Below are 14,090 nucleotides of genomic sequence, written 5' to 3'. Positions count from 1 at the left end.
TGCAATTATTTATTATTTTTTAGCTTCTTCGATATAAGAGATCGCTTGACCCACAGTAGCAATGTTTTCAGCTTGGTCATCTGGAATTTGAATATCAAATTCTTTTTCGAATTCCATGATTAGCTCAACAGTGTCTAATGAATCAGCTCCTAAATCGTTAGTGAAGCTTGCTTCAGAAACTACTTCGTTCTCGTCAACACCTAATTTGTCCACGATAATCGCTTTTACTCTTGATGCAATGTCTGACATAATCTTTAATTTTAAATTTTAATTAGTTGGCAAAAATAAAAAAATTATTTAATTACTCCTTTTTTGTTTCATAAATCTGATCACGAAATTATAAAATTAATTTTATAAAGAAGTGTATTTTTTTGATTATTTGTCATGAATTATTCTTTTTTTGCAGTTTTAAACGCTTTTAATTTTAATAAGATTTAACTTTACTACTGTAACAACACTTAAGAAATCATGAAAAAAATTGTAATATTTGCTTCCGGTTCAGGATCTAATGCAGAAAAAATCATATTACACTTTGAAAAAAACTCTGAAATAAGCGTAAATTATGTTTATTCCAACAATTTAAAAGCTAAAGTATTAGAACGTGCTAAAAATCATAAAATACCGACTCAGACTTTTACAAAAGAGGAATTAAATTCAGGAGCCGTTCTAACTCATTTAAATAAGGTAAAACCTGATTTAATCGTTTTAGCTGGTTTTTTACTAAAGTTTCCAGAGGAAATAATTAAGGTCTATCCAAACCAAATTATTAATATACATCCTGCACTTTTACCTAAATATGGTGGAAAGGGAATGTACGGAATGAATGTACATGAAGCAGTGTTAAAAAATAATGAAAAAGAAACAGGTATTACAATTCATTATGTAAACGAACACTATGACGAAGGTACTATTATTGCACAACATGTAACTAATATAGAAAATTGTAAGAAAGCAGAAGAAATAGCTACAGCTATTCAGCTATTAGAACACACTTATTTTCCTATTGAAATTGAGAAACTTTTAAATACTATTTAATAAATTCAAAAAGATGACATACCAAGTACATATTTACACAGATGGAGCAGCAAAAGGAAACCCTGGGCCTGGAGGGTATGGCTTGGTAATGGAGCTTGTGGGAAGTTCGTATAAAAAGGAATTTTACGAAGGTTTTAGACGAACTACTAACAATAGGATGGAACTTTTAGCTGTAATTGTAGGATTAGAAAAATTAAAACAGCCTAATCAACGGGTATTAGTTATTTCTGACTCAAAATATGTAGTAGATGCTGTTGAAAAAAGATGGGTTATAGGTTGGGAAAAAATAGGCTTTAAAGGCAAAAAAATCCTGATTTATGGATTCGTTTCTTAAAAACATACCGCCAACATCAGGTAGATTTCAAATGGATAAAGGGACATAATAATCATCCTCAAAATGAGCGTTGTGATGAACTAGCGGTTATGGCATCACAACAAAAAAAATTATCTATTGATACTTTTTACGAAGAAGAAAGTTCTAAATTATTATAATTGAATAGAAAAGATATCTTAAAAACAATCAAAAACAGTAATTACTCAACCACAAAAAAACAAAATTAGTGGTTGTTTATTTTATTTAAGCCTATTTTATAAATTACGAATAGGAAAGGAATCACTTAAGAAGAATTTGTATTTTAAGATATCTATCATATATATGATCTTGCTTTTTTATTTCCCGAAAACTTTTTTATTAAAAACAATTAATATCCCTACTCCTGTAGATATCGCAATATCAGCTACGTTAAAAATAGCATTAAAAAAAGTAAAATACCTACCCCCAAAAACAGGGATCCAAGAAGGTAATTCTCCTTGCCAAATAGGGAAATAAAACATATCTACAACCTTTCCGTACAACCAAGTTCCATAGGGTTTATCTGAAAAAATAGTAGCTAACTGTCCTTCACTATGATCAAAAATAACACCATAGAATACGGAGTCTAGGATGTTTCCAAAGGCGCCTGCTAATATTAATGAAATAGCTACTATTAATAAATTAGAAGCTTTTTCTTTTACCGATTGCCACAACCAATAACCAATTCCAAAAACTGCAAAAATTCGGAAAGTTGTCAAGATTAATTTACCGTATATACCTGGTAGTTCAACACCCCAAGCCATCCCTTCATTTTCTACGAAAAGAAATTTAAACCATTTAGTAATAACAACTTCTTCATGTAGCATGAATTTTGTTTTTACATATATTTTTGATATTTGATCTATTAATAAAACTAGGAAAACTATTAAATAGGCTTTTTTTAGATTCATTTTTTAACTTTTGATAGGCAAAAATAAGGAATATTGTAATACAAATTAAGGAAACTTAAATAAGATAAAAAACGCTCCTTTGGGGAGCGTTTAGTAATTTGTCTTCGATATGTTATTTTTGCAAATTTTTAGCTTCGATACTCATCGTAGCATGTGGAACTAATTTTAAACGCTCTTTTGCAATTAATTTACCAGTCACTTTACAAATGCCATACGTTTTATTTTCAATACGAATTAAGGCATTTTTTAAATCACGTATAAACTTTTCTTGACGAGTAGCCAATTGAGAGTTAGCTTCTTTACTCATTGTTTCGCTTCCTTCTTCAAATGCTTTGAATGTAGGCGAGGTATCATCTGTACCATTATTCAAATCGTTTAAGTAAGCACTTTTTATAAGTTCTAAATCTACTTTGGCTTTTTCTAATTTAGTCTGGATTAACTCCTTAAATTCCGCTAAATCTGAATCCGAATATCTAATTTGTTCTTCCACCATAATTTAATGCGTTTTTGGTTAATATCTAGTTTAGTTTGTTTTCGAAAAACTATTTTTATTTTGTTATATAAATTTTTGTTTTGAGGTTATCAAACTCAATTTCTGTGCCATTTTCTAAATTTTCAGCAAAAATTAATTCTTCTGTTAATGTCTCTGCTTGAATATACTCTAAATTATTTGCAACAGCTCCTTCTATTTCGTTTTGATTGACCATGGTAACTTTAATTTTATCTGTTACTTCAAAACCAGAATCTTTACGAATATTTTGAATACGATTTACCAATTCACGTGCAATTCCTTCATTTCTTAATTCATCTGAAATGGTAATATCTAGTGCAACTGTAATACCTCCTGAGTTAGCCACTAACCAGCCTTCAATATCCTGAGAGGTAATCTCAACATCTTGAGGTGTTAAAGTAACACTATTTCCTGAAATAACAATACTTATCTCACCTTTTCTTTCTATTTCTGCAATTTGCTCTTGTGAAAAACCTTGAATTTCTTTAGCAACTCCCCCCATATCTTTACCAAAACGAGGCCCTAAAGCTTTGAAATTAGGTTTGATTTGTTTCACCAAGATACCAGAAGCATCGTCCAACAATTCAATTTCCTTCACATTAACTTCCGCTTTAATCAAATCAGATACGGCTTCAATTTCGGCACGTTGTACTTCATCTAAAACAGGTATCATAACTTTTTGAAGTGGTTGACGCACTTTAATCATTTCTTTCTTACGTAAAGACAATACCAATGAAGAAACTGTTTGCGCTTTCAACATCTTACTCTCCAACGATTTATCAACATAACTTTCAACAGAAACTGGGAAAACAGCTAAGTGTACACTGTCAAAACTTTCCTTTTGTGTGGCAGCATTCAAATCTTTATACAAACGATCCATAAAGAATGGAGCAATTGGCGCAGATAATTTTGCAACTGTTAGCAAACAAGTATAAAGTGTTTGATACGCTGCTATTTTATCTGTTCCGTATTCCCCTTTCCAGAATCTACGACGACATAAACGCACATACCAGTTACTTAAATTTTCTTGAACGAAGTCAGAAATAGCACGAGCTGCTTTTGTTGGTTCATAATCAGCATATGCTTCATCAACTAATTGAATTAACGTTTGCAATTCTGACAAAACCCAACGGTCAATTTCTGGTCTTTCGTTTAATGGAACTTCTGTTTCTGCGTATTTAAACCCATCAATATTAGCATATAACGCAAAGAAGGAATAGGTATTATATAAGGTACCAAAGAACTTACGACGAACTTCCGCTACACCTTCAATGTCAAACTTCAAGTTATCCCAAGGGTTTGCATTGGAAATCATATACCAACGCGTTGCGTCAGGTCCATATTCAGCAAGTGTGGTAAACGGATCTACGGCATTACCCAAACGCTTAGACATTTTTTGTCCGTTTTTGTCTAATACCAATCCGTTTGACACTACATTTTTATAAGCTACTTTATCAAAAACCAAAGTTCCGATGGCGTGTAAGGTATAGAACCATCCACGTGTTTGATCCACTCCTTCTGCAATAAAATCAGCTGGGAATGATTGATTACCATCTATTAACTCTTTATTTTCAAAAGGATAATGCCATTGTGCATACGGCATTGCTCCTGAATCGAACCAAACGTCTATTAAATCCGTTTCGCGATTCATAGGTTTTCCAGAAGCTGAAACTAAAACGATGTTATCCACCACATTTTTATGCAAGTCGACTAAATCATAATTTGTTTCATCCATGTTGCCAATCACAAATCCTTTGAATGGATTTTCGGTCATAACACCAGCTGCAATGGCTTTTTCAATTTCATTATACAATTCCTCAACTGAACCCACACAGATTTCCTCTGTTTTATCTTCTGTTCTCCAGATAGGCAATGGAATTCCCCAGTAACGAGAACGAGATAAATTCCAGTCATTTGCATTTTTCAACCAATTCCCAAAACGCCCTTCGCCTGTAGCTTTTGGCTTCCAGTTGATCGTTTCGTTTAGGTCGAACATTCTATCTTTAACCTCAGTTACTTTGATAAACCAAGAATCTAATGGATAGTATAAAATTGGCTTGTCAGTTCTCCAACAATGTGGATAACTGTGCACATATTTTTCAACTTTGAAAGCTTTGTTTTGCTCTTTTAATAAAATTGCGATTTCTACATCTACTGATTTTTCAGGAGCTTCACCTTCATTATAGTATTCGTTTTTCACATATTTACCACCAAATTCGCCCATTTGAGCTACGAATTTTCCTTGTAGATCTACTAAAGGAACAGGATTTTCATTTTCATCCAACACTAACATTGGCGGCACTTCTGGCGTTGCTTCTTTAGCTACTTTAGCATCATCCGCCCCAAAAGTTGGTGCCGTATGTACGATACCCGTACCATCTTCAGTCGTAACAAAATCACCTGAGATTACTCTAAACGCATTTTCAGGATTTTGATAAGGCAATGTGAATGGCAATAATTGTTCATATTTTATTCCTACTAAATCTACTCCTTTTGCTTCAGCAATGATTTGATAAGGAATTTTCTTATCTTCTAATTTATAATTTGCAAAATCTTCATCAGATTCAGCAACAAAATATTTTCCACCAAATTGTTTTCCAACTAATGGTTTAGCCAAAATCACATTGATGGGCTCAAAAGTATATTGGTTAAATGTTTTTACTAAAACATAATCAATTTTAGATCCTACTGTTAATGCTGTATTACTTGACAAAGTCCATGGTGTAGTAGTCCAAGCCAAGAAATGTATAGTACCAAAACCTTGTAAGAAACTTGGCAAGGTTGCATCTAAAGCTTTGAATTGCGCAACAATAGTCGTATCCGTTACGTCACGGTAAGAACCCGGTTGATTTACTTCATGCGAAGACAAACCTGTACCTGCTTTTGGTGAATACGGCTGAATAGTGTAACCCTTGTACAACAAATCTTTAGTATAAATTTGTTTTAACAACCACCAAACCGACTCCATATATTTGGATTTATAAGTCACATATGGATCTTCCATATCTACCCAATATCCCATTTTTTCTGTCAAATCATTCCATACATCTGTATAGCGCATCACGGTACGCTTACACGCTTCGTTATACTCAGTTACTGATATTTTAGTTCCGATATCTTCTTTCGTGATTCCTAATTCTTTTTCGGTACCTAATTCAACAGGCAAACCGTGAGTATCCCAACCTGCTTTACGCTTTACTTGGTATCCTTTTTGAGTTTTATAACGACAAAAAATATCTTTAATCGCACGTGCCATTACGTGATGAATACCTGGTAAACCATTAGCTGAAGGAGGTCCTTCAAAAAATACATACGGGGTAGCTCCTTCACGTGAAGTTACTGATTGTTCAAAGACATTGTTTTTTTCCAAAAATCAAGTACTTCAGACGCCACTGTAGGCAAGTCAAGTCCTTTATATTCGTTGAAATTCATATCGTTATATTCTATTAAAAATCAATCGGCGAATGTAATGATTTATAAATCAATAGCCAAAGAAAGATGTATAATATTTAATGGATTATGTTAATAAAACAACTCTTTTAAAACTTCAAGTGATTTAGGTTTTTTAAAATTTTCTAAATGTAATTGATAATATTGTATTAAAATATCTAAGAGTTTTTGTCTTTCTTGTTGTTTAAATATTTTTTCTTGATTAGAAAATTCTAACAAAACTAAACGCTTAAATAAAAGGGTATCTTCAATAGTTAGGGTATGGATATCTAATGAATCCCTAAACATGCCATTATATAAATCAAAATAAGGAGCTTCTCGTTCATCTGTATCAGGGAAAAAACCTAATAATTTTGTAATTTTAATTAAAAAAATAAGGTGAAAATTAGCAATTTCTTCGTGATTATCTAACCATACAATAGCTGTTTCTAAGAATACGTACAAGGAAGTATTTTTTGTTTCTTCTTTTAAAACTTGATGAAGAATTTCTGATAAAAAAGAACAATGGAGTGCTTTACAATATTAAATGGGATAGTTTGAAAATGTATAGCTACTCCAATCTCTTTAAAATGCTCTAACGTTCCTTTATTTTTATGATTTGCTACAATATCTAATATTGTTAATGGTTGAAAGTATGCTATTTTTTGATTTGACTTTTTAGCTGAATAAGCTGAAGATACAAAATATGTTTTGATACCATCTGTTTCGGTAAAACATTTTACAATCAAAGATTTTTCTTGATATCGAATAGCGCTTAAAACGATTGCTTTAGTTTTAGTTAACATAAAATTAAGGTCTATTTAAAAAGCGTTTTTCAATTAGATGCCATGAAAAATAGGCTAATACATAAGTTATTAATATTACTATCAAACTAACGATTATAGGGTTGTATTTTTTGAAGTATCCAAAATAAATAACGATTTGTATTAGAGGAAAGTGATAAAGATAAATACCATATGTATAATCTGCTTTTGCACTAAATTTATTCAAAAAAGGGAGTGAATACGCTAGAAACAAAATGGTTACCCCTAATATAAAAGGAAAAAATAAGTCAATATTTAAAAAATAAACTTGAATCAAAAATAAGAACCATGCTGCTATTAAAAATTTCGATTTATTTTGAATAAAGAAATCAAAATTTAGATAAATATAGATTCCTATGGAAAAATAGGATAATTTTCCTGGAAGTTGTTTTTCTAACAATGGTAAATTTAAAAACTCTAACATTATATAAGAATATAAAACAGAAGCTAAATAAACAAACGCTAATACTGATGTTTTGTTCTTAAATTTATTAATTAAGTAAAATAGTATGGGAAGGATAATATAAAATCCTTCTTCTATTTTCATTGTCCATAGAGAACCATTTATAAAGGGAAGGGGGTTTGTACTAAACACATTAGGAAGGCAGGGCTCTATAAAATTTAAAAAAATAGATTCCAAAAGAAATAACGATATGTCATTCTATTTGTAAAATAATCTAAATATGATAAAGTAGAAATACTGGAAAGAATTAATACTGAAAGAATTATTGCCGTTATGTATGCGGGTAAAATTCGTTTAGCTCTTTTTAGAAAATAAATTTTAAGACTAGGTGTATTTACTAAGCTTTTAGTAACTAAAAAACCACTTAAAACGAAAAAACTACTAACAGCTAAATTCGATTTACAAAAAGACTTAAGAAATTAATTGTTTTATCTTCAGTTAGGACTACTAAATGAGCTAACATAATTATATTAGCCATTAAAAAACGAAGAAAATTAATACTATTATATTTCAACAACATTATTTATCGAATAACTAGTAATTTTTTGACAACTGTATCCTCCCCATTTTCATCAGATATTAATACAACATAAACACCTGATGACACTTTTGTTTTAGCAAAAGATAAGGTATCCCATTCCAGTGTTCCTCCTTGCGAGATTACCTCAAATACTAAATTCCCTTCTATATCTGTAATTTTAACGTTGCTTTTATCTTTTAATCCTGTAATTTTAACCGTTTCTTTATGTTCTGGTCGGTAGGGATTAGGATAGATATAAGTATTTGAATAATCTTTGGTTCCCACAGTTGGTAAACTTTGATAAGACACAGTTCCATTATTAGTAGCAAAATAAACTTTACCTGTTATTTGATCAATTTCTATATCATCTACTATATCACTAGGTAAAGGAGAATTTTCTTTTGTAAAATGTAATTTAGTTTGTTGTCCATCAGGTGAAATAAAAAAAACACCTGATCCTTCAACAGAAACCCATTTATTATTTGCTCCATCAACTTCTATATCTAGGATATTAGATTGATAGAAAAGTTCTTGAGCAGTTCCTTCTTCAAGTAAAATAATTTGTTTAGCATCTAAACTGGTATCCGTTAAAAATGAATTAACATTTGGCAAATAACGCAAGCCGTTAAATGTACCTATCCATAATTGATTGTTATTATCCAGAGCTAAAGAACGAACATCATTGTCTGGTAAACTACCTTTTCCTTTTATATTACTAATAATAATATTTTTATTTAATTTTTCATTAAACCCTATAACTCCTGTTTTAAACGTACCAAGCCATTTTGTCCCATTTTTATCAATTTTCATAGCAGAATAACTTTCAGCTAAGGGTTGAAGTACTATATTTTTTAAAGAATAACTTTTCCAATTATTGTTTTTATCAACAGAAAAAAGAGCTTTTTCCGCTCTACTATTTGTAATCCATAAATCCCCATTTAAATCAAAATTAGGTGTATTTACAAGAACTACATTAGGAATTAACTCATCTTTTAATGGACTATTCATCTGATTATACAAATTAGTAGCTGTAAAATTATCTAGCTTCAACAATCCGCTGAAAAAAGAACCAATAAAAACTTGATTTTTATCTTTAGGATTAAAAGCAATACTAGATATAGCTCTAGTTCCTAATAAATTTTCATACGGAAGGTTAATCCATTTTTGATCAGAATAAATACTAATCCCTGATTGACTAGGTCCTCCACAACAGTACTCATAAGGATTATAATATAGCGAATACCCTCCATAAACACCCCATAAAACATCATTATTCACCTTTATTCTAAAAAAACGATTTTTTTCTGGGCAGGAAGGTGTCAAATTAGTTATTACTTCTGTGTTATCTAAGTCTACGGAAAACAAACCATTACTTTCTGTTCCTGTATAAATTTTATTATTTTTAAAGGAAGAATTTGTAAAAAATGATTGAAATTTTTTATCCCAAATTAATTCTTTTACTGGATTTAAATTTTCGTCAAATATGTTAATATAATTAGACGAAGTAACTATTAATTTATCCTGATTATAATTAACATCTTTAGGAATTTGTAAAACAGAAGTTATATAGGAGATTGAATTATCTGATTTTAATTCATGTATAGCTCCCATATCAGATATTAAAATTTTTTTTGTTTTGGTAGACTTCAAGAAAAGCCAATTGCCTGGTTGAACAATATTCCATTGAGCAAAATCAATCAAAAAGGGATTAGTTAATCTAGCGGCATAAATTCCGTTTGATTTAACAATAGCATAAATCGTATCATTAATAATAGAGGTACTTAAAACATCTTGCTCAGTTCCTCCTACTCCTATAAAAAAAGTATCTCCAAATTGAGATTTATCCATATCTAAAACGGTAATTCCATACCCTGTAGATATATATATTTTTCCATTATATTCTTCAAAATGATTTATTCTTTTTTTATTAGGTAAAATATTAGGTTTATCTTCTATTCCTTTTAGATAAAACATGGAACCATCTGTTTCATCAACAATAATAACTAATCCATTAGAGTGCCCTACAATGGTTTTATTATAAGTTGGGCTATAATGAATTTGAGTAATAGGATCTCCAGAAAGACCTTCGGCAGTTGAAATTTTTTTAGTTTGATTTGTGTTTAAATCAGATAAAAAATAAGCATTATCAGCAGCTATCAGTATATTATTACCTACTAATTCAAGATCTTTAACCATGTTATAGGAGTAGTAGCCTTTCCAAGAGTTAATTTCTTGAGCAAAAACGTGAGAAAAATTTAGCAATATAAATAAAAATGTAACCCAATTCTTCATGTCTTTCTTATTTGTGTTGACAAATATACTCTAAAAACGAAATAAGTTAATTTTTGGTATGAATAAAAAAGGCACTTGATAACAAGTGCCTTTAAATTATATAACCTTAAGAAGTTTATACTACTCCTTGTGCTAACATAGCATCTGCTACTTTCACGAAACCAGCAATATTTGCTCCTTTTACGTAGTCTACAAAACCAGACTCGTCTTTACCATAAGTAACACATGCTTCGTGAATATCACTCATGATACGTTGTAATCTTTGATCTACTTCTTCTCTAGTCCAGCTTAAACGTAAAGAGTTTTGCGACATTTCAAGACCTGAAGTAGCCACACCACCAGCGTTAGAAGCTTTACCTGGAGCGAATAAAATTTTGTTTTTAATGAAGATTTCAACAGCTTCTGGAGTTGACGGCATATTAGCACCCTCAGCCACACAAATACATCCGTTGTTTACTAATAATTGCGCTTCTTCTCCATTTAATTCGTTTTGAGTTGCACATGGTAATGCAATATCACATTTTACTTCCCAAGGGCGTTTTCCTTCTACAAATTTAGCATTTGGATATTTAGCAACGTACTCATTAATTCTTCCGTATCTTACATTTTTAATTTCCATGATGTAAGCTAATTTATCTGCATCAATACCATCAGCATCATAAATATAACCAGAAGAGTCAGAAGCTGTAACAACTTTAGCTCCTAATTGAGTTGCTTTTTCAATCGCATACTGTGCCACATTACCTGATCCAGAAACTACTACTGTTTTTCCAGTAAAACTTTCTCCTTTAGTAGCCAACATGTTTTGTGCAAAATACACATCTCCATAACCAGTAGCTTCAGGACGGATTAATGAACCACCAAAAGTGATTCCTTTTCCAGTTAATACTCCTGTGAACTCGTTACGTAATTTTTTGTATTGACCATACATATAACCTACTTCACGACCACCAACACCAATATCTCCAGCAGGAACGTCAGTATCAGCACCAATATGACGAGATAATTCAGTCATGAAGGCTTGACAAAAACGCATGATTTCATTATCTGATTTTCCTTTAGGATCAAAGTTAGAACCTCCTTTTCCTCCACCCATTGGCAAAGTAGTTAAAGAGTTTTTGAATACTTGCTCGAATGCTAAGAACTTTAAAATACTTAAGTTTACAGAAGGGTGAAAACGCAATCCTCCTTTGTAAGGTCCTATAGCTGAATTCATTTGGATACGATATCCTTTATTTACTTGAGTTTGCCCTTTATCATCTACCCAAGCTACTCTAAACATAATTACGCGTTCTGGTTCTACCATACGCTCTAATAATGTTTTCCCTTGGTACTTAGGATTAGCTTCAATAAAAGGTATAACTGTTTCTGCAACCTCTCTTACTGCTTGTAAGAATTCTGGTTCGTTTGGATTGTTTTTTGCAACTGCTTCAACAAAAGCTTCAATACTTTGTGACATAATTTTATTCTTTTATTTTCGTTTTAATCTTAAAAACGTTTTTTCGTTTGGTGAGCAAATATACAGCTATCTAAATAATTTACATAGTAAAAATTTAATAAACTTCAAGCCTTTTTTTAAATATTTTCAAAAATTTATCTACAAAGTGGGTGATGTTTTTATATATTTGTCTAATCAAGTCAAAAAATAAGTTTATGCAAAAGATATACTATTTTGTTTTATTTTTTTCTTTTAGGAGCAAATTATAATTTATTTGCTCAATATGGCTTTTCTAATGAGCTAGGGGTAGTCGTAGGACCTGTTGCTTTTCAATCAGATTATGGACAACGTAATAATTTAGAAACAGATGCAGGTAACACGGGGATAGGAATTGGACTTGTTCACTTTTTAAATTTTTCGTATCGCTCTGATTGTAATTGTTACACACCAGACACTTACTTTAATGATCACTTCAAAATAAGAACAGAATTATCTTACAATAAAACAAAATTAAATCATTTTGGACAATCAGCAGATAAAAACTCTATTGGAGGTAAACAACTAAGAGCAATGGAAGGATCTACATCTGTAACTAATGTAGGTATGCAATTAGAATATTACCCTTTAAGCATTCGTGATTTCTCAGCTTATGAAGGAAGTTTTGCTCCGTTTGTAAGTTTAGGTGCTCAATATAGTTTTTACAATCCCGAAGTTAAAACATCTTATGGAGATGGAGTTCTCTTAAATCAAAATAATATTTTTCAAAAATACTGGAGTCCTTCAGATGGAAAACCTCATGGTTTTTCTAATGATTCTGGAAGTACTTGGTCTATTGTGGGAAGCGTAGGATCGAGGTATAAACTAAATTTAATGTCTGACTTAATCATTGATTTACGTTGGCAATATTTTAATTCAAACTGGATAGATGGCTTAAATCCTAATCAAAATTTATACCCTGAAAACAAAGCAAACGATTGGCTAGTTTGGTTAAATTTCGGTTATATCTATTACTTAAATTAGGATCATATTATACTATTAAAAAACAAAAGCCCTGATTTTTCAATCAGGGCTTTTGTTTTTATTATGCTAATGCTTGTTGTAAATCTTCTATTAAATCTTCAATATCTTCTACTCCTACACTCAAACGTACTAAATCATCTGATATACCTATTTCTTTTCTTTTATCTTCAGGTATTGAAGCATGAGTCATGAGGGCTGGATGATTAGCTAATGATTCTACCCCTCCTAAAGATTCTGCTAATGTAAAGACTTTTAATTTCTTTAAGAAGTCTATCGCATCTTGTTTAGCTCCTGATTTAAAAGTAAAAGTCACCATACCTCCAAACCCCCTAGCATTTGTTTTTTTGCTACTTCATGAAAAGGATGATTTTCTAATCCTGGATAATACACTTTTTCTACTTTAGGATGATTTTCTAAAAAATCAGCAATTTTCGCTCCATTTTCGCAGTGACGTTGCACTCGTAAATGCAATGTTTTAATTCCTCTTAAAACTAAAAACGAATCATTAGGCCCCAAAGTAGCTCCTGTAGCAAATTGTTGAAAATGCAATTGATTTCCTAACTCCTCATCTTTTACTATTAAAGCTCCTGCAATTACATCAGAGTGTCCTCCTAAATATTTAGTAGCAGAGTGCATTACAATATCTGCCCCTAAATCTAGTGGTTTTTGTAAATAAGGGGTTGCAAATGTATTATCGACTGCAAAAAGAATATTTTCGTGTTTTTTAGTAATTTGAGCAATAGCTTCTATATCAGCTAATTTCATCAATGGATTAGTTGGAGTTTCAACCCAAACTAAACGAGTCTTTTCATTAATTAATGATTCAAACTTTGGTAGATCATTCATATCTACAAAATGAAATTTAATTCCTGATTCTTTATAAATACGGGTAAACATACGATAAGTCCCTCCATATAAATCATCCATCGCAATTACTTCATCACCTGCCTTTAATCCTCTTAAAACACAATCAGTTGCAGCTAAACCAGAAGAAAAAGCTAACCCTCTAGCTCCATTTTCAATACTTGCTAAAGCATTTTCTAAAGCTGTACGAGTAGGATTTGCAGCTCTACTATATTCGTATCCATTATTAGGAACGCCTGGATCATGCTGTGCAAATGTAGAAGTATTATAAACAGGAGGCATAACAGCTCCTGTACTTGGGTCATGTTGTTGACCACCATGTATGGTTTTTGTATTAAATTTCATAATTTTAATTTTAAATCAAAAATAATTTTATCCCTTAATTCTTAATCTTTTTACTCGACTACAAAGATCGATGGATTTAGCAAAAC

The 14,090-nt window shown here is 31.2% G+C and carries 10 protein-coding genes and 3 pseudogenes; 3 read left to right on the top strand and 10 right to left on the bottom strand.

What is annotated here, in order from left to right; genetic code table 11:
* Positions 1–12 precede the first annotated feature (12 nt).
* On the bottom strand, positions 13–249 hold the full coding sequence (locus JJC03_RS06435) for an acyl carrier protein (RefSeq protein ID WP_014166687.1): 237 nt from the start codon (positions 247–249) through the stop codon (positions 13–15).
* A gap of 219 nt (positions 250–468) precedes the next feature.
* Here JJC03_RS06435 and purN point away from each other — a divergent pair, with 219 nt between their 5' ends.
* The gene (gene purN, locus JJC03_RS06430) at positions 469–1,035 is read left to right on the top strand and encodes a phosphoribosylglycinamide formyltransferase (RefSeq protein WP_088397544.1); all 567 of its coding nucleotides are present in this window, start codon (positions 469–471) and stop codon (positions 1,033–1,035) included.
* A 13-nt stretch (positions 1,036–1,048) separates the two neighbouring features.
* Positions 1,049–1,527: pseudogene (gene rnhA / locus JJC03_RS06425) on the top strand (ribonuclease HI).
* A 177-nt stretch (positions 1,528–1,704) separates the two neighbouring features.
* Here the strand turns inward: rnhA and JJC03_RS06420 are convergent.
* The 8 genes and pseudogenes from JJC03_RS06420 to gdhA all read right to left on the bottom strand — a co-directional run bounded on the left by JJC03_RS06420 (position 1,705) and on the right by gdhA (position 11,796).
* Positions 1,705–2,298, bottom strand: a complete 594-nt coding sequence (locus tag JJC03_RS06420) for a lipoprotein signal peptidase (RefSeq protein ID WP_088397546.1) — start codon at positions 2,296–2,298, stop codon at positions 1,705–1,707.
* A 112-nt stretch (positions 2,299–2,410) separates the two neighbouring features.
* Positions 2,411–2,791 carry a TraR/DksA family transcriptional regulator gene (locus JJC03_RS06415; RefSeq protein WP_088397547.1) on the bottom strand — a complete coding sequence of 127 codons (381 nt, stop codon included), beginning with the start codon at positions 2,789–2,791 and terminating at the stop codon, positions 2,411–2,413.
* A 55-nt stretch (positions 2,792–2,846) separates the two neighbouring features.
* Positions 2,847–6,241 (bottom strand): annotated as a pseudogene (gene ileS / locus JJC03_RS06410) (isoleucine--tRNA ligase).
* Positions 6,242–6,331: 90 nt separating this feature from the next.
* On the bottom strand, positions 6,332–6,745 hold the full coding sequence (gene recO, locus JJC03_RS18705) for a DNA repair protein RecO (protein WP_309597788.1): 414 nt from the start codon (positions 6,743–6,745) through the stop codon (positions 6,332–6,334).
* Positions 6,727–7,044 (bottom strand): DNA repair protein RecO, encoded by a 318-nt coding sequence (recO, locus tag JJC03_RS18700; protein ID WP_309597762.1) that lies wholly within the window; start codon positions 7,042–7,044, stop codon positions 6,727–6,729. Before recO (JJC03_RS18700) ends, recO (JJC03_RS18705) begins: the two co-directional genes overlap by 19 nt.
* A gap of 4 nt (positions 7,045–7,048) precedes the next feature.
* Positions 7,049–7,702: an acyltransferase family protein gene (locus JJC03_RS06400; RefSeq protein ID WP_374226247.1), complete on the bottom strand. Its 654-nt coding sequence runs from the start codon at positions 7,700–7,702 to the stop codon at positions 7,049–7,051.
* 346 nt (positions 7,703–8,048) lie between these two features.
* Positions 8,049–10,337: a type IX secretion system anionic LPS delivery protein PorZ gene (porZ, locus tag JJC03_RS06395; protein ID WP_235874192.1), complete on the bottom strand. Its 2,289-nt coding sequence runs from the start codon at positions 10,335–10,337 to the stop codon at positions 8,049–8,051.
* 115 nt (positions 10,338–10,452) lie between these two features.
* A complete protein-coding gene (gene gdhA / locus JJC03_RS06390) occupies positions 10,453–11,796 on the bottom strand; it encodes an NADP-specific glutamate dehydrogenase (protein WP_088397552.1) in 1,344 nt (447 codons plus the stop codon).
* A 210-nt stretch (positions 11,797–12,006) separates the two neighbouring features.
* Here gdhA and JJC03_RS06385 point away from each other — a divergent pair, with 210 nt between their 5' ends.
* A complete protein-coding gene (locus JJC03_RS06385; protein ID WP_235874353.1) occupies positions 12,007–12,795 on the top strand; it encodes a THC0290_0291 family protein in 789 nt (262 codons plus the stop codon).
* Positions 12,796–12,856: 61 nt separating this feature from the next.
* Here the strand turns inward: JJC03_RS06385 and JJC03_RS06380 are convergent.
* Positions 12,857–14,004 (bottom strand): annotated as a pseudogene (locus JJC03_RS06380) (cystathionine gamma-synthase).
* Positions 14,005–14,090 lie beyond the last annotated feature (86 nt).

The sequence above is a fragment of the Flavobacterium oreochromis genome, from assembly GCF_019565455.1.
Taxonomy (GTDB): Bacteria; Bacteroidota; Bacteroidia; order Flavobacteriales; family Flavobacteriaceae; genus Flavobacterium; species Flavobacterium oreochromis.
This window is presented reverse-complemented; position numbering and strand designations above follow the sequence as displayed.